Genomic DNA, 16668 nt, shown 5'->3' with positions numbered 1-16668 from the left:
TGATCAACTACCTATTAGTTTTCAAACCAAAAGGAGGAGAAAATATGAGTTACGGTGGTTCTTGTGGTTTTGGTGGAGGTTTCGCTTTATTAGTTGTGTTATTCATTCTATTAATAATTGTAGGATGCAGCTGCTGGGGCGGAGGATACTAATTTTTAATTAGTCTTCACAAATGTAAACTAAAAAAACATTGAAGATACTTATGTATCGAAACAAATAAAAAAGGAGCGACTATGCTCCTTTTTTATTTGTTTTAATGCGTATTCTTACTATATTTCGGGAACGTAATCGTTAAAGTCGTTCCTTTACTAACGATACTTCTGATTTTTAAACTTCCATGCATCGTCTCAATAATCTTAACAGCAACCATTGTACCTAAACCGGTTCCTTTTGTTTTTGTACTAAAATACGGTTCACCGAATCGATGTATTTGCTCCTGTGACATTCCAACTCCGCTATCTTCAATTCGTATTTCAACTTTACTATTATTGATAGATGAGGAAATATTTAAGGTACCACCATTAGGCATTGCTTCAATACTGTTTTTGATTAAGTTTAAAAAACATTGTTGAAAGTGCTGTTTATTACCAACAATGGTTGCCTCAGAAAAATCCTGTGTAATATGTATCGTATTCATATTACACAATGGCAATATCATATTAATAACTCGATTTAACTCTTGTTTTACTGAAATTTGATCTAATTTTTCTGGAGCAGGTTTGGCAAACGTTAAGTAATCATCGATAATTTCTTGGGCACGATTTAACTCTTCAAGTATATGTTTAATATATTCGTCTCTTGATTCAGGAGTTAAATTTTGTGTTTTTAAAAGCTGTGTAAATCCTTTTACCACCGTTAAGGGATTCCTTACTTCGTGCGATATACTTGCAGCGAGTTGGCTAACAATCTCCATTTTTTCCATTTTAATTAATTTTGAGCGCATTAATACAGCATCTTTAATAACTTCATTTATATAAACAATAAATAACATTAAAGTAGTCGGTAATACCATGAAATAAATAATATACAAATTATTCACTTCAAAATCTGATAAGGTTAATACAATTAAAGTTGTAAATATTGCTAGGAAAAAGGTTAAAAACATGGAAAAAGCTACTTTAAGTTTTCTATTATATGTATTAAATTTTGAAGATGCGAGTGCTGTAACGATGAACATTATTCCGTAAACAACGACTGTTAGCATGTTAAAGCCATAAAATAAAAATCTTGTAATTAATAAAATTGTAAACAATATGATACCGACAGGGAATCCACCATAAAGCGTACCTATTATGACCGGAATTTGTCTTAAATCATGAATACAACTTTCATCCATATAGATAGGGTATCGCATACATAAAATAAGCGGGATACTAGAACAAAGGGTAATCAGTAATGTTTTGTATTTTTTCAAATAATGCCTGCTATCATATATGAAATAAAAAACAAATATACTACATAGAATGTATAGAAGATTATTTAACACGTTTTGATTAATATAAACAAAGTCCATAATATTTGCCTCGTTATTCTGAATTTACTTAACATATGTATTATACATAATAACATATGTTAAGGTGAATAAACCTTGTTAATACAAGATTTGTTTGGCTTTTTGTTATAAAATACAAACATTTTGAAAACGTTAGCTATCCAAAGATACTTTTACTAAAATTTTTTACTCCTTCTTCCTGCATGTTCGGTAAAACATGAGAATAAATCCTAAGAGTTAATGAATACACGGAGATTTCAAAGAGTTGTAGACAAGTTTTCCAATTGGGATACAGCTGAAGAATTGTGTAAGGCAGCGAGGGATAAAAAAGAAATAATTCCAGTAAGGGTTTATTTGGGAGGTGGTTTTAAAACTGATGTTGTCGAGTACATGCGGTAGTAAAAGGGAGATGGACATATGAAAAAAGTAGAAATTGATGTTAGTAGCAACAAACTTTTAATAGTTTAGGATGGAAATGTAACAGTAGTCAATCCACCAATGAGCGGATTTGGTGAGCAAGTCGCGGTTTAGATAAACGGTAAGGTTGATCGTGTAGATACTAAGTTTACTGAAAAGATAAAATGATTATTTTTAGAAAGATACCCAGACGGATTTAGTCGAGAAGCTAGTCAAAATCGCGTAGATGTGAAGTGAAAATCGTAAAAAAAAGAGTCATGAGTGGAAAGGCTCATAGCTCTTTGTATAAGGGTAATGGTTTTATAGGTAAATATTATTATTAAATTCTAAAAAATTCAATGTTAGTAAATTAATTGGTATGTGATTTGGGTTTTATAGAAAGAGATCAGCTAACAACAGCTAGCTGATCTGCAGGTTCTGTAAGACAAAACAGAAAAGAATATTAACAGAATATAGAGGTTTATCCTGGTTGTTTGAACGTAGTTAAAGAAAGAATATCACATACTATCAATTTTAATAAAAACTATCTGTGGCTTTCACTTCTTTATTTTATTCACAAATAGTTCCAGTAGCTATTCCGGTTGGAGCGACACCTACTGGGACATTAGTGATAACAGTATTCGTAGCAATATCAATAACGGAAACAGTATTACTAGCTTGATTTGTAACATATGCTCGAGTGCCATCAGGTATGATGGTTACTTGATCAGGGGATAAACCAACAGAAATTGTATCAATCACAGTATTTGTCGCCACATTTATTACCGATACATTATTGCTAACTTTATTTACAACGTAAATAAGGTTTCCACCCGGTGTAATATCTATGCCAACAGGTTCAGTACCTACGTTAATTGTATTAATAACTGCATTGGTAGCGGTGTTAATAACAGAAACCGTATTGCTGTTTTGATTCGTGACATACGCACGAGTACCATCTAGTGTAAACACGATTATTCTAGGACGAATACCAACAGGGATGGTAGCAATAACTGTGTTGGTAGCAGTATTAATGACAGAAATTGTGTTGCTTAATTCGTTTGCAACATATGCAAGGGCACCATTTGGGGAAACAGTAATCCCTTGTGGAGCGATGCCAACAGGAATGGTATTAATAACTGTGTTTGTTGCCGCATTAATGACAGAAACCGTATTATTACCATGATTTCCAACATAAACAGTTGTGTTATTTGGAGAAACAGCTACACCTATTGGATTAGTTCCAACAGGAATGGTAGCGATAACAGTATTAGTAGCAGTATCAATAACGGAAACGGTATTAGAAAAAATATTAGTAACATAAGCACGAGCTCCATTTGGTGAAACTGTTACTTCAAGTGGTGCATTACCTACAGTAATTGTATCAACTACTATATTTGTTCCGGTGTTAATTACAGATACTGTATCATTTGTAGGGTCATCTATGAGTCCTGCATTTGTAGCATATACTAGGAAATTACATGCAGGTCCGGTTGGCCCAGTAGGTCCGGTCGGTCCAGTAGGTCCCGGTGGACAATCACAATCTCCAGTAGGTCCCGGTGGTCCTTCCGGCCCTTGGATTCCTTGCACTCCTTGAGGTCCAGTGGCTCCTGGTGGTCCTTCCGGCCCTTGAATACCTGACACACCTTGAGGTCCAGTGGTTCCCGGTGGTCCTTCCGGCCCTTGAATACCTGGCACACCCTGAGGTCCAGTGGATCCTTCCGGCCCTTCCGGTCCTTGAATTCCTTGTACACCTTGAGGTCCAGTGGGTCCCGGTGGTCCGGGAATTCCCATTCCGGTCCCTGAACCAGTAGGTCCTGGTGGTCCCGGTGGCCCTTGAATCCCTTGTACGCCTTGAAGTCCTTGAGGTCCCGGTGGTCCTTCCGGCCCCTGAATACCTGGCACGCCTTGAGGTCCAGTGGATCCTTCCGGCCCTTCCGGTCCCTGAATACCTGGCACACCTTGAGGTCCCGGTGGTCCTTCCGGCCCTTCCGGCCCCTGAATACCTGGCACGCCTTGAGTACCCTGAGCTCCTCTAGGTCCAGGAAATCCTCTAGGTCCAGTGGCTCCAGTCGGCCCGGGTGTTCCGATGTTACTTAATAGCGAACTATTCAAGATTCCTTGTAAAATTAAGTTGAAAGTTTGTTGTAATAAGGGGTCCGATATATTTGAACAACTTATAAGTGAAGACAAGCTTTGGAATAGAAATTGGAATAATGCTGAGATTTGAGTGAGAGATGCGGTAGGTAAAGAATTAATTAATTGGTTTATAGTTCTTATAACTAAATTTCTATTTGGTGTATTTGGTTGTACTGCTATTAATAAATCATTTAATGCCTGTAATGCTGATTGGAGTATTTGTATAGTTGTTGGATTTGGTGTTGTGAAAAAAGAAAGGATGGCTTGATTTAATTGATTTATTATTTGCAATAATTCTTGTTGTTGAGAATTCGAGAAAAAAACAGGTGTACAGCAATTACTTTGATCACAAGGGGATATAGAAATAAAGCAGGGTTGCTGAAATTTATCACACGAATTTTGGGAATTTGATTTTCGATTATATCTCATAAATACCTCCTTTTAAAAAATGAATATTAAGTAATTTTTGATAAATTATTAGCAACTGAGTTTGTAGGTATATGTTTAATGTGAAATGTTTTTTCCTTCAAAGTATATGCCAATAAAATGGAGGTGTTCATATGGGATATATAATCAATACTTGGTTGTTAGGAGGATGTTGTAATCATAGGAAAGGAAATGAAGGTTACAAAGTTTATAGACAAGCGATTGTATTTAAAAAAAGCGTTATTGTAATAAAATTTGAAGTTTATTAAAAAGAAGGAATGAAGGAAGATGTAAAAGATTTTGAAAGATCCATAAAAAAGAATTCAGTAAAACTCTGAATTCTTCTACACGTATTTTTATTTGTTAATCCATTTAGAAATAATAGGATAATGAAAGTCTTTTTCTTGTAGCACATATAAAATTCCTTTTATAGGTCCAAAAATTAACAAGAGAAACAGTATTAGATATAAAGGAGCTACCCCGAAAATAAACAAAGCGTTATTTGAAGCCAAGTCTAAATTAGACCAAAATAGCATTAAGATTCTTATTATGAAAAGATTCCAAATTACTGTGATTATCCAAATGAATAGTTGGTAAAAAACAGCTTCAAGGATATTTTTTCGAATGTTTTGTGATTTGCATACAAAATAGAAAACCAAAGGTATATAAAAAATTGTGACACTAAAGAAAATAAGAATAAAAAAAGATAATAATGTAAGAAAATGCATAATTAATTTTATGTTCTTTTCTTGAGTTAGGATTATTAAGGTCCTCCTATATTTATGAGATTTGTTGTGCCTATTAAAATATGTACTGTTGGTAATTATAACATGAAAATGGATTGTAATAGAATAATGCATTAAAAAGAACAAGTAATAAATTAAACAAAAGCTTTATTTTATTATAGATAAATAGGTGACTCAGCAATTGTGCTAGCCGAGTCACCTAGTACTATGGAACCAAATAATGTTCTTTTTCTATATGTAGTTATGTGGAGTTCTTAGAGGCTAGCCCAATAGACAGTTAAGGGATAAATAAAATCATTTTAGAGAGTTTTACATTTTATTATGTTAATGCTACAACAGCAAGAGTTAAGCCCAATGTATTTAATGTATTAGAATATGGTCCTACATTAACAGTAAGAGTACTTGTTATACCTAAAGGTGTAGTGAAAATAGCGGGTGCTGATACAGAAGTGAATCCTGCAGTATATCCCAGAGAAGTACCAGAGCCAATGATTGGATTATTATTCAAATACATAGTGATACCTGCCGAATTACCTCCTGGTTGAATGATAACTTGCACTTCATAGATTGCCAAATAGGTTCTTCCACCTTCAAGTAAAACAGTTGTTGGTGGTGTGAATGAGATTGCCGTACCATTAGAATTTACCACGGTATCTAGTGGAATCGCAGAATTTACAGAGACTATTGATGGGGTAGTTTGAACAACATTTAAACTGTTAGCCGTGGGGGATGGACAAGTGCAAGGTTTGTGAATGTTAGAGTTATTATCATTTTGGTAATTCACAAATAATCAAGCTCCTTTGCGTAAGATAATTTTTTATCCTATATAAAACGTAGCTTTTTTGTATCTAAGTTATTTTTAAAGAGAAGTTGAATATTGTTGGTCAGTTAACTTTTAAAAGCATTTGATACTCTGGGATTTAAAAGTGCATCTGATAAATATATATGAATGTTTTTTAAGGACATTACTGTAAGTTTGGAAACATAATAAAATCGTTATTTTGTTAAATAAAAAAACATGCACAAAAATTGTGCATGTTTAAAAAAGTTATGTCTTGTCTATGTAAATATATGCTTAACTAATATATACCGTGTGTATGTTTGAACAAAATGGTTATTTATTAACAAATATAAAGAGCGCTTTTTAAGATGCTCCATGACCAAGATGTGTATCGATAAGGATACCAAAAGATTAATAATGAGATGATCATGATTATTGTATGTACATTTCTAATGAATGTGAAATCTTTAAATGCAATCAAAAAGAGCACGCATATAAGCATGCTCTTGGACAAGAAAGGTAGATTTCTATGAGTGGATATCTCCATACAATACTATATGCTTGTCCAGTTAAAAGGTGAAAAGTTTTAATGAAATCTTTATTTTATTAATTTGTAGGTTGATACAGTTCCCCAAACGAAAAGAACCAAGTAAAAAAGTCTTTGTAGTAGACCTGCAGGTAAGGGGAAAAGAAAAACAAGTGAGATAATGATTGTTATTACTATTAAGTTTAGTAAGCAGAAATATGTCCATTTTCTAGTTTTTTTAAGATTCTTTGCAAAAATAAATAGTCCTGGAAATACAGTAAGCATATCTATCCAAACTAGAATAGAATGTCCAATTAGGTTTACATCTGCAGGAATTAATCCAGAAACTATAGTGGAGACTCCTATTATAAGTATAAAAAATGTTGCTATTTTATTAATTCTAGTTTTTTCTAGGTGTTGTGAAATATATAGTACTCCAATACAAAATGTTATTCCATTAATAATAAAGAGTAAATTCATCCAAAAATGATTAGGGGAGCATATTTCATAAGGGGCTATTTCGTAGGTGAATTCTCCACAGGCTGTTACACCTAGATCACTCATTGCATGATGAAAATAGTTATAAGGTGCTGTAGAAGTGAAAATAAAGAATGGTTCAATTAAAAAGTATAAGCAAGTTGCAATCCAGCTAAATAAGTCAATCCTATTTGATATATACATTAGATGCCTCCTTTGAAAAAAGTATATTTCCATTATAGGTGGTTACATCATAAAAAGTAAAAAATTCCAAGTTGAGAGTCGATAACCCTGTTCGATAATATAGGATTTTCTAGAAAAATATGTTTATTGGAAAGACGTATAAGAAATGGATGGGGCAAAATTTAACAAAATCGTTATTTGGGAGAATTGTGATTATTCAAATGTGTTTCAGCCATTCCAGCGCCAATAATAGCACCAATAATTAATGCGCAAGCAATTAAAATACCTAAAATAATTAACATAGCAAAAGTAATTTTTTTCGCTGTATCTCCTTTCGAAGCAAGAATAGCTAAAACAATTGAGATAGGTATTAAATAAATTAAGTAATTGTTTGTATGCCCAGATAATGAAGCAAAAAACACGATTGAAGTTAAAAACATTGAAATGAAACCAAAGTATTCTCTCATTGCTTTATCCTTTCTTGAAAAAATGAATTATACAGATTATACCATAAGCAAAGAGAATCAAAGTGAGTTTTCAATAAAAACGCTATTTGAGTAGAAAATAAAAAGAGCACCATATAAGTGCTCTTTAGAAAGGTAAAAATGCCTATGAGTTTTTTACATTATATGTTCATGTTATGTAATTGTGAAAAAATAAATAAAAACTTCATTTTATACAATAAAACAGCTAGCATGATTAGCTAGCTGTCCTGTTAAGAAAAGAAAACGGTGCTTATCAAATGTGCAGTTGTAATTGCGAATTACAACTATAGTATGAACAGAGTTGTAAATGTTATGCGAAAATAATCTAATAAAAATTTCATTTTGTAATAAATAAAAAGAGCACTTACAGAAGTGCTCTTTCAAAAAAATGCTGTTATTAAATTAACCTTAGTAATAACTAACAAAAAGAAATTGGAGTTTGCTTACTGTTATATAAGTTGCAGAAAATTTATTACGGCTGGGACTATTGTAAATACTCTTAGTGAAATTGTTGTTGACCTTGTTGGCTATCCATTTGCTGACCTTGTTGGTTACCCATTTGTTGGCCACCCATTTGCTGACCTTGTTGGTTACCCATTTGTTGACCACCCATTTGCTGGCTCACTTGATCAACTTGTGTTTGAGCCTGTGCAATTGCTTGATTAATTTGACTTAATGTTTGATTAGATTGTAGGTACTGTAATCCCTGGTTTAATGTTTGAATAGCTTGTTGGATAGTTTGTTGTAATTGTTGATCCGCTTGTTGCATTTGTTGTTGAGATTGATGACTAAATTGTTGAAGTTGTTGCATTAGTTGATTAGCTTGTTGTAATCCTTGTTGTTGACCTTGTTGTTGACCTTGTTGTTGACCTTGTTGTTGACCTTGTTGTTGACCTTGTTGTTGGCTTTGAGTTGTTTGAGATAAAGATTGTTGTAATTGTTGAATTTGATTTTTAAGGCTAGTTAATTCTTGTGAAACTTCTAAATCAGCAGCTTTACGTGCTACAGCTTCAACTTTTTTCTCAGTTCGTTTATCCATGTTTAATTCCTCCTTTTGTACCCACATAATAGTGTGGAACATTTTTATAATGTACAAATTTATATTATTAATACTAAAAAATAAAATTTAGAGCCAGAGGAAGGGAGACATATAAATAGTACTTTAATTAAAATAGGACAAGCAAAATTGCTTGTCCTAGAAGGAGGAAATCTCAAAGCACCAAACTGACTCGTATTGGTAAACAGGCTCCTGAATAGTATGATTCAAATTAAGAAAGTTATACAAGAATGGCAGGCAAAGAAACTTTGCCTGCTTGTGGGGTGAATGAGTTAGCCAATTAAGATAAATTAACTTCTCATTCCTTTACAAAAAGAGTGAAGCCACTAGTATATATGGCTTATAAATAGTGTGTGTAGTGTTTGAAAGTTTATTCAAAAAATTAAAATGAGTAGTATCTTTAATAAGTTGGTTTTTCTTAGGTTTGTGTAGAGCACATGGTAGTATATGAGGATTATTTATTAACGTGCAAATATCTAATGGAATTTTCATTTTGTAGAAATAAGTAAAATAAAAAAGAGCACTATGCATAAGTGCTCTTTAAGATAGGAGGTAACACTTTGAGTTGGATACTTAGGTTAAAAGTATATGGTGTAGAAGTGAGATAAGACCTAAAATTTATAGTTAACTGAATGCAAAAGAGCAGTTAACAATTGTTAACTGCTCGGCCCTCAGAGAAAGGGGAAAAGAACATTACAGAGGTCACTGTGAATTCAAGCTGTATCAACCCATTTATAGTATTGGATCTAATTTAGAATTTTATTCGAACAAATTCAAAAAAAGCAGCTAGCAAAAGCTAACTGCCCTGGTGAATAAGAAGAACACAATGGTTATTCGTATTCAACCTTGGTGTACTTATATTGTTAACACTTTTTAGAAATTTATTCAATAAAGGAGCAGTTAGCCCAGCCTAACTGCTCTATACAGAGGTAATAATCTAGATGCATAGATATTATATGCTAAATTATTTATTCTATTCGAGACGGATTAAAGAATTTGTCCTTATTAGGGAAATATAGTTAAAGAATTTCTTTAAGAAACAGAAGCAGTAACCAAATAAAAGAGTAGCTAGCAAGAGCTAACTGCTCAACCCTCGACCAAGAGAGCTAGAGTGGGAAGAATTTAAAGCTGACTTTTTACAGTCCTATATAGTATCGGTGAAATATAGAATTTTATTCGTGTGAAACATAAAAAGAGCAGCTAGTAAAAACTAGCTACTCAGCCTTCGGGTATGAAGGGAAATCAGAAACTGTATATACATTATTAACGGAATATTGGGTTTTATTCAGGAGTTAGAGGAAAATGAATAAATTTAGACTGTTCCAACTTGGTTTTGGTCTGCAACATCAGAATCAAATGTGTTTGTTGCACTAACACCGTTAAATGTATTGAGAACAAAAGCAACGTTAGATGAACCTGAACCATTATAAGCTTTTGTATTTTCTTTTGGAGAAACGTTATAAAAATCACCTAAGTTGAAAGAACCGTTACTATTTTGCACAACCATATTTCCGACAATAGATGGCATAGCTTTCACCTTCTTTCCTAGGAAGCATTTAAATTAGTATATGGTGTATGCGTCTAGTAGTTCATTTGAAACTGAGAATTTTGAAATGAAGTTTGATTGAAAACCTAATAAAATAATCCTTTTGAAATTATATAGGTACAATTCACATCTGAGCGGCTTTTTGAATGTAAGAAGGTATTAAATTAATGAGAATGTCTAAAAATGGAAAAAACTGTTTCATAAGAAGGAGTGAGAGGATTGGATAATTTATAGAAAAAGAAACTAAAAAAGCAATTGCTCGTCGGACAAAGGTTATACAAAAATATGAGAAAGACAGAATAGATAAAGCTCGGAGGAATCTTTTTATACAGACAAGTATAATGAAATAAATATAGTCCGGCTAGAAAACTAGAGGACACCAGTTCATTAAAGCAGTCATTTAAGCTGTTTTAGGAATAGGTGTCCTTTTTATTTTGAAAAGGGAGATGGGGGGAATAAAGGTGCTAAAGGATTAATTACACGAGTGGAAAAAGCAATCAAAACAAGCAAAGAAGAAAAATAAGAAAAAGGGAAAAGAGAAATTTAGCGCTCGTGAAATTGAAGAGTTAATGGGAGTTCATGGACCACGTTATGAAAGAAGACGTGGAGCAATAAGACAAAAATAAATTAAAAATAAAAAAAGTGATCTTACATGACTAAACAGTTATCTTTTTTAACAAAGATCGATAGAACAGCAACACAATTGGTGAGAGTACGGTTTCCTCCCTTTTCCTTGCTACCGATAATGATGTGTTATGTTAACTTCATATGAATTGGTTATACATCGTTATTCCTTCGTTTCTCGCTCTATTCTATATATTTGCATACCAAGTATGTGTATATCATATATTAATACAAGTAATCATATATACCCAATCTGTATGATATATATAGATCAATACTTTAAGTAGTACAGCACTCTATTATAGTGAGAAAGGAACATCAGATTTATGAATAACCTCAACGTTCTTTGTGAACAATTTGCTAAAATACTTAATGGAAAAAGCAATATAAATCAAGGTGTTTGTTCTGTCTCCTTGCACCGTAATATCAAAGTGTTTGTTCAAGGACGACCAAGCACCTCAGTGATACCGGTCGGGATATCTTTTGAATCGTTAGATCAAAATGGTAACGCATTGAACTTTGGAGAAATTGCTATTTTACAAGAAGAAATTCCTTTATTTATGCAATCAATTGTTCAACAGGGGATTATTGTTAGTGCTTTACATAATCATTGGTTATATATGAAACCATTGATTATGTATATTCATATCCAATCTGTTGAACCACCATTAAGTTTTGCGAAAAAATTGGCAAATTCTTTTTCATTTTTAAGTAGTTATCCAATTACTGATAATGAGAGTTAATGTTAAATAAATCATATTTAGCCACTTCTTATCTTGATAATTATGTAAGTAAGCTGTCCATATGGACAGCTTATTTTATTTTTCCGCATAGCGTAGGTTATTTTACAAAATGTTGGTGGTATCCCATGCCCATCAACCTAAGATTATATAGGTTTAATTTCAAGTGAAATTATTTCATTCTTCTAAAGATCCAGTGTAAGTTCTTTAAAGATTTGCATCTCAAATAAACCAAGAGACCTTATAAATCATAATTATTTTTAACACAAAACAATTCTTTAAAATTATCAATTTTTAAATTTCGAATGGGAATTTTTCATTCTAATACCTCTTTTATTTATATAATTAAACTTTTAACGTTACTCTACAATTTTTAAAAACATGTAAATGATCTAATCCTTCTTGTATCAATTACCAAAATCATCAAAAACCTACCGTTCCATCTAAAACCAGTTACAGACCTTTGTCCTACAAAAATCGGATAATACCAAAACTGCTTACCATTATTAAGCCATATATAGGTGTTTCGAAATAAACAGAATGAAATTGCTCCTGGATCAACAGCAAATGGTGAAGCTACTGATTGTTGAAGAATAAATGATGGGGGAGGAGATGTTGGGGCTTGTGAACTTTGACCTGGTCTACCTGGAGAACTAGGGATTTGAAGACCAGGGAATTGACGATCGAAGTATTGATCATAATTTATATAAGGATAATAAATTGAATCATTATATATTAAAAGTCACCTCTTTATTTTATAATTTCCTAAATTATTAATATGTAATAGAAGGCGTATTGCGAAATGAAAGACAATTGCCAAACGGTTATGTAAGAGATGCCGTTGTATATAGTATTATCGCAAGCGAATGGCCGGTTATAAAAGAACAACTATTACAAAAACTAGCAGTATATAAATAAGGAATTATGGTCAAACATATATAACCGAGATACTCTCATTTATTCGATTTGGGGGTATCTCAATTTTGTTAGCTTGATAGCGATGGGGTAGAGCCACATCGCTATCAAGCTAAGAGAAGACAACTACCCTAAAAATGAAATTTTGTGCTAACTTGAAATAAAAAAGCTCATTTTTCTTTTTGGGTAAATCTGTTTTCTTAACATGTATGGGGACCCATATATGTTGTTATAGAATCTATATTTGTATATTCCGGAAGAAATATAAAGGAAAACGTATTAGTGTTTTTGTATTCAGGGATATATTTCTAATCAAACGAGTTTAGGAATTGGATGTGTCATTTTGTATTATGAATAACTATAGAATAGTATGGTAAAGAGACATGTAATTTCAGATCATTCAATAATTATAATGATAAGGAGCATATTAGTGAAAAAACTTACTTTTAAGGATTTGAATTCACCGGAAACCATGCGTAATCCCATTATGTTCTATAAGAATCTCATCAAGCAACAAGAGCGTTTTTTTCAAATTGATGACTTTTATGGCATGGGAGGGACATGGGTCGCATTACACTATGATGATGTGATTACTATTCTGAAAGATGCTCGTTTTATCAAAGATTTACGGAAATTCACATCACCCCATGATAAGCAACACCCAAATTCGGAAAATACAGCTGCGAGTAAACTGTTTGACTGGTTGATGAATATGCCAAATATGCTTACGGTAGATCCACCTGATCATACTCGCCTACGTCGTCTAGTCTCTAAAGCCTTTACACCACGTATGATAGAGGATCTTCGTCCCCGTATTCAGCAAATTGCCGACGAATTGTTGGTTGCTGTACAGGAACAAGGAAAGATGGAAATTATTTCAGATTTTGCTTACCCACTACCCATTATTATTATTTCAGAGATGCTCGGGATTCCCGTCACTGATCGAAACCAGTTCCGTGAATGGACACAAATACTCATGAACGCCTCTGTGAATCCTAGTCAAGGAACTGCAGTTACAACAACACTTGAAAAGTTTATTCAATACATCGAGGTATTGCTTAACGAAAAGCGTCTAAATCCTGATGTTGATTTGATAAGCAAGCTCGTTCAAACAAAAGAGCAAGAAGACAAGTTGAGTAATAACGAGCTTCTCTCGACAATTTGGCTGCTTATTATCGCTGGACATGAAACTACAGTTAATCTAATCAGTAATGGTGTACTGGCATTACTTCAACATCCCGAACAAATGAATTTACTAAGGGAAAATCCTTCCCTGATTTCTTCCACTGTTGACGAACTATTACGCTATTCCGGCCCGGTTATGTTTATTAGCCGTCTTGCTAGTGAAGATATGACAATACATGGAAAAAGGATTCGCAAAGGTGATTTAGTTCTACTCTCTCTAACTGCTGCAAATATTGATCCACAGAAATTTACTTATCCGGAAACATTGAATATTTCACGAGAAGAGAATAATCATTTAGCCTTTGGGGCTGGTATACATCACTGTTTGGGGGCTCCATTAGCACGTTTAGAAGGACAAATTGCATTAGGTACTTTGCTACAGCGGCTTCCTAACCTTCGCCTAGCAATCAAACCGGATCAATTAAATTATAATCATAGTAAAATTCGTTCTCTTGTTAATCTGCCAGTTGTTTTCTGACCTATAATTACAATGGGCTTAAGCTGTTGTTTTTATTGGATAAAATTGTTATTTTAAAATTTTATAGTACTTCCAGAATGAAGTTTTTGCTAACTTGCAACAAAACTTTATTCTAGAGTAATTCTAAATTCTTAAGTTGATGGATGTAGGGTCCCACCACATCGCCATCAAGCTAAGATTAAGTAAAATTCCGTTCAACTAGATTTTTCGGTTTTCTAAAAGATTGATATCAGTTATCTAAAAATCTGCATACAAAATTAACCTTTATAAGGTGAATTTTGTGCAAGTTATTGAAGAATATGTGGAGATAGATATTGCTGTAGTTCTTCAGCGAACAAATGAAACTTATCTTGAATCGATAGATTCATACAAAACGCCATACTTTCTGTATTTTTTTACAAAAGAATAATGCTTTCTATAAGTTATAGGTATAAATTCATCAAAGGTTTATAGTAATGTAAATTGACCCCTATAGTGTGTTGCAATTTAATAAGTTCAGATAAGTTTTTTTTAGTTGTGACTGCATTGTATAATGAAAAAGTGTGGCTTTTTGACTTTTGGTGCACGGAGAATTGTTATTATTTCCCGTCGATAAAAGTTTATGTCAGAGCTACCAAGGAGAGATCATACGATGTCCGAGAAGATGCATGCTGACGAATTGAAAATTGAAGAGCGACTTGTGCGTCGTTTGCTTGTCGATCAGTTCCCCCGCTGGGCAGAGTTGCCCCTTCGTAAGGTGGAGCCAGTTGGAACGGTAAATGCCGTTTTCCGACTTGGCGACGAATATTCCATTCGGCTAGCGAGAAGGAAAGGACCGACGACACCAGGAGGACGCGAGTTCTTATGGCTACCCAAAATCGCGCCATTAGTCCCGCTTGAAATCCCTGTACCTATCGCTCAGGGGCGCCCAAATAACGAATACCCATGGTTTTGGGAGATACATTCGTGGCTGAAGGGTGAAACGGTGCCGATAGAGGCGCTTGAAGAGATTCAGGCAGCACGCGATCTCGCAGAGTTTGTCCTAGCGTTGCAACAAGTCGATCCAACGGGAGGGCCGTTAGGACGCGGCATTCCTTTGGCCCAACGGGACAAGGACTTCCGATATTGGCTAGCACGATTTAATGGCGATCCCGCGGTGTCTGCTGTATGGGAGTCGGCTCTTTCTGCCCCTCCATGGAACGGTCCTCCTGTTTGGCATCACGGCGATCTAGATGTACGTAACTGGCTCGTACGTGATAAGCGTATTAGTGGTGTGATTGATTGGGGGACAATGGGAATAGGTGACCCTGCGTGTGATGTAATGGTTGCGTGGAAGTTGCACTCGCCAGAGGCGCGCGATGTGTTCCTTGATGCTACTCGTACGGACGATGCTACATTGGCAAGGGCCCGCGGATGGGTCGTATCACAGGCAGTTGCAATCCTTGCCTACTACACGCCGCAAAACAATCCAACTTTGTACAATGAGGCGAAATCCTGGCTAGACCTAGTGCTAGCTCAAAAGTAATTCAGTAATTTTAAGAATGAAACATATCTCAGTTATTCAACGGGCTTATTCAGAAAGCGAGAGAACCATAAAAATCGTTATCCTTTCAAGTATTTTACTGAAAGAATAACGATTTTTTCATTTTGGGGGAAATTTGTCTCCTTAACTTGATGGGCAAGTGGTTCTACCCTATATTGTAACAAAATGATATTAGGAAGTTTATCTAATTAAAAATCCCACTTGTAGTGGATTTTTGATGAGGTTGCTTAAATTTCTTCTAATAGTTGCTCGATTTTTTCAGCATTAATAGACCAGTTTAAATCTTTTTTAATCAAACCATCTTTTTTAAGCTGACTCAGAATAGCACTGGTCGTTTCTCGTGTAGAACCAATCATGTGTGCAATGTCAGCATGTGTCAATTTCATATTGATGGTTTGCCATTCGTTTATTCTTCTTCCAGTTTTTTCACTTAACTTCAATAATAAGTATATTAGACGGTATTTAACATCACTAAGAGCAATTTTCTCGCTTAAGCTATAAACTTCTTTTAAACGGTTTGAAAGTATATTTATAAATTTCAATGCAATTTTGGGGTTCCTTTCAATAAATCCCTCAAAATCATTCCTTGCAATTATACATAAATAAGTATCTGTCATTGCTTCAGCATAAACCTGGTCATTTGTTAAAGATAAGGTAGATGTTTCTCCAAAAATATTACCACTTGTTAAAATATCAACAGTAAACTGTTTTCCATGATGATTCATACGAAATAAGCGTACTTGACCTTTCTTTAAAAAAAATAATGCTTCAATTGGCTTATCTGGAGATAATATAATCGTTCCTTTTTTAACAGGTTTCATCTCACTTAATTCTTCAACGGTCTTAAGATCGTCCATTGGTAATTCTTCTAATAGACTAATTTGTGAAAGAAGTAATAAGTTATCCACTTGAAATCATTCCTTTCACTATTTTTATTTTCATTATACCGT

Annotated in this window: 14 protein-coding genes and 5 pseudogenes; 9 read left to right on the top strand and 10 right to left on the bottom strand. The window is 33.9% G+C overall.

Annotated elements, in window-relative coordinates; all coding sequences use genetic code 11:
- The first annotated feature begins 44 nt into the window (after positions 1-44).
- Positions 45-152, top strand: coding sequence for a YjcZ family sporulation protein (locus GBN91_RS23075; protein ID WP_000120182.1), 108 nt, complete (start codon positions 45-47; stop codon positions 150-152).
- A gap of 101 nt (positions 153-253) precedes the next feature.
- On the opposite strand, the gene GBN91_RS23070 is transcribed toward GBN91_RS23075, so the two are convergent.
- Together GBN91_RS23070 and GBN91_RS23065 are read right to left on the bottom strand one after the other, a co-directional pair.
- Entirely contained in the window at positions 254-1513 is a 1260-nt protein-coding gene (locus GBN91_RS23070; RefSeq protein ID WP_152122446.1) for a LytS/YhcK type 5TM receptor domain-containing protein, read from the bottom strand.
- A gap of 136 nt (positions 1514-1649) precedes the next feature.
- A pseudogene (locus GBN91_RS23065) lies at positions 1650-1736 on the bottom strand (tyrosine-type recombinase/integrase); the annotation flags it as partial.
- A gap of 173 nt (positions 1737-1909) precedes the next feature.
- Here GBN91_RS23065 and GBN91_RS23060 point away from each other — a divergent pair.
- Positions 1910-2023, top strand: a pseudogene (locus GBN91_RS23060) (DUF3954 domain-containing protein).
- A gap of 435 nt (positions 2024-2458) precedes the next feature.
- Here the strand turns inward: GBN91_RS23060 and GBN91_RS23055 are convergent.
- Complete coding sequence (locus GBN91_RS23055; RefSeq protein ID WP_152122444.1) at positions 2459-4456, bottom strand: YVTN family beta-propeller repeat protein; 1998 nt, start codon at positions 4454-4456, stop codon at positions 2459-2461.
- Between the two features lie 131 nt (positions 4457-4587).
- On the opposite strand from GBN91_RS23055, the gene GBN91_RS29505 reads away from it, so the two are divergent.
- Positions 4588-4722 (top strand): hypothetical protein, encoded by a 135-nt coding sequence (locus GBN91_RS29505; RefSeq protein ID WP_264299199.1) that lies wholly within the window; start codon positions 4588-4590, stop codon positions 4720-4722.
- An 87-nt stretch (positions 4723-4809) separates the two neighbouring features.
- Here the strand turns inward: GBN91_RS29505 and GBN91_RS23050 are convergent, their stop codons facing one another.
- The 3 genes from GBN91_RS23050 to GBN91_RS23040 all read right to left on the bottom strand — a co-directional run bounded on the left by GBN91_RS23050 (position 4810) and on the right by GBN91_RS23040 (position 7187).
- The gene (locus GBN91_RS23050; RefSeq protein WP_097966432.1) at positions 4810-5217 is read right to left on the bottom strand and encodes a magnetosome magnetite crystal formation protein family; all 408 of its coding nucleotides are present in this window, start codon (positions 5215-5217) and stop codon (positions 4810-4812) included.
- A 301-nt stretch (positions 5218-5518) separates the two neighbouring features.
- Complete coding sequence (locus GBN91_RS23045) at positions 5519-5983, bottom strand: hypothetical protein (protein WP_001109248.1); 465 nt, start codon at positions 5981-5983, stop codon at positions 5519-5521.
- A gap of 595 nt (positions 5984-6578) precedes the next feature.
- Positions 6579-7187, bottom strand: coding sequence for a DUF998 domain-containing protein (locus GBN91_RS23040; RefSeq protein WP_152122442.1), 609 nt, complete (start codon positions 7185-7187; stop codon positions 6579-6581).
- Between the two features lie 240 nt (positions 7188-7427).
- On the opposite strand from GBN91_RS23040, the pseudogene GBN91_RS29745 reads away from it, so the two are divergent.
- Positions 7428-7655 (top strand): annotated as a pseudogene (locus GBN91_RS29745) (hypothetical protein); the annotation flags it as partial.
- A 495-nt stretch (positions 7656-8150) separates the two neighbouring features.
- Here GBN91_RS29745 and GBN91_RS23030 read toward each other — a convergent pair.
- Both GBN91_RS23030 and GBN91_RS23025 read right to left on the bottom strand, forming a co-directional pair.
- Positions 8151-8690 (bottom strand): hypothetical protein, encoded by a 540-nt coding sequence (locus GBN91_RS23030; RefSeq protein ID WP_152122487.1) that lies wholly within the window; start codon positions 8688-8690, stop codon positions 8151-8153.
- A 1330-nt stretch (positions 8691-10020) separates the two neighbouring features.
- Complete coding sequence (locus GBN91_RS23025; protein ID WP_001139345.1) at positions 10021-10236, bottom strand: spore germination protein; 216 nt, start codon at positions 10234-10236, stop codon at positions 10021-10023.
- Between the two features lie 228 nt (positions 10237-10464).
- Between GBN91_RS23025 and GBN91_RS29625 the strand changes: the two are divergent.
- Both GBN91_RS29625 and GBN91_RS23015 read left to right on the top strand, forming a co-directional pair.
- Positions 10465-10604: pseudogene (locus GBN91_RS29625) on the top strand (DUF3983 domain-containing protein).
- A gap of 600 nt (positions 10605-11204) precedes the next feature.
- The gene (locus GBN91_RS23015; protein ID WP_033692076.1) at positions 11205-11621 is read left to right on the top strand and encodes a DUF1259 domain-containing protein; all 417 of its coding nucleotides are present in this window, start codon (positions 11205-11207) and stop codon (positions 11619-11621) included.
- Positions 11622-11991: 370 nt separating this feature from the next.
- Here the strand turns inward: GBN91_RS23015 and GBN91_RS23010 are convergent, their stop codons facing one another.
- On the bottom strand, positions 11992-12354 hold the full coding sequence (locus GBN91_RS23010; protein WP_080353323.1) for a transporter: 363 nt from the start codon (positions 12352-12354) through the stop codon (positions 11992-11994).
- A gap of 44 nt (positions 12355-12398) precedes the next feature.
- Between GBN91_RS23010 and GBN91_RS23005 the strand changes: the two are divergent.
- From GBN91_RS23005 to GBN91_RS22995, 3 genes and pseudogenes are all read left to right on the top strand, one after another.
- A pseudogene (locus GBN91_RS23005) lies at positions 12399-12536 on the top strand (GNAT family N-acetyltransferase); the annotation flags it as partial.
- 427 nt (positions 12537-12963) lie between these two features.
- Positions 12964-14196, top strand: a complete 1233-nt coding sequence (locus GBN91_RS23000) for a cytochrome P450 family protein (protein WP_152122440.1) — start codon at positions 12964-12966, stop codon at positions 14194-14196.
- A gap of 601 nt (positions 14197-14797) precedes the next feature.
- Positions 14798-15700 carry an aminoglycoside phosphotransferase family protein gene (locus GBN91_RS22995; RefSeq protein WP_347400311.1) on the top strand — a complete coding sequence of 301 codons (903 nt, stop codon included), beginning with the start codon at positions 14798-14800 and terminating at the stop codon, positions 15698-15700.
- A gap of 245 nt (positions 15701-15945) precedes the next feature.
- On the opposite strand, the gene GBN91_RS22990 is transcribed toward GBN91_RS22995, so the two are convergent.
- Positions 15946-16626 carry a Crp/Fnr family transcriptional regulator gene (locus GBN91_RS22990; protein WP_152122435.1) on the bottom strand — a complete coding sequence of 227 codons (681 nt, stop codon included), beginning with the start codon at positions 16624-16626 and terminating at the stop codon, positions 15946-15948.
- Positions 16627-16668 lie beyond the last annotated feature (42 nt).

The organism is Bacillus sp. B1-WWTP-T-0.5-Post-4 (genome assembly GCF_009183795.1).
GTDB classification, from domain to species: Bacteria; Bacillota; Bacilli; order Bacillales; family Bacillaceae_G; genus Bacillus_A; species Bacillus_A cereus.
The sequence above is the reverse complement of the archived record's forward strand: the minus strand, read 5'-3'. Positions and strand labels throughout refer to the sequence as shown.

Coding starts and splice junctions, on each gene's coding strand:
- GBN91_RS23075 (WP_000120182.1), top strand. CDS start 45: ATGAGTTACGGTGGTTCTTGTGGTTTTGGTGGAGGTTTCGCTTTATTA.
- GBN91_RS23070 (WP_152122446.1), bottom strand. CDS start 1,513: ATGGACTTTGTTTATATTAATCAAAACGTGTTAAATAATCTTCTATAC.
- GBN91_RS23055 (WP_152122444.1), bottom strand. CDS start 4,456: ATGAGATATAATCGAAAATCAAATTCCCAAAATTCGTGTGATAAATTT.
- GBN91_RS29505 (WP_264299199.1), top strand. CDS start 4,588: ATGGGATATATAATCAATACTTGGTTGTTAGGAGGATGTTGTAATCAT.
- GBN91_RS23040 (WP_152122442.1), bottom strand. CDS start 7,187: ATGTATATATCAAATAGGATTGACTTATTTAGCTGGATTGCAACTTGC.
- GBN91_RS23030 (WP_152122487.1), bottom strand. CDS start 8,690: ATGGATAAACGAACTGAGAAAAAAGTTGAAGCTGTAGCACGTAAAGCT.
- GBN91_RS23025 (WP_001139345.1), bottom strand. CDS start 10,236: ATGCCATCTATTGTCGGAAATATGGTTGTGCAAAATAGTAACGGTTCT.
- GBN91_RS23015 (WP_033692076.1), top strand. CDS start 11,205: ATGAATAACCTCAACGTTCTTTGTGAACAATTTGCTAAAATACTTAAT.
- GBN91_RS22995 (WP_347400311.1), top strand. CDS start 14,798: ATGTCAGAGCTACCAAGGAGAGATCATACGATGTCCGAGAAGATGCAT.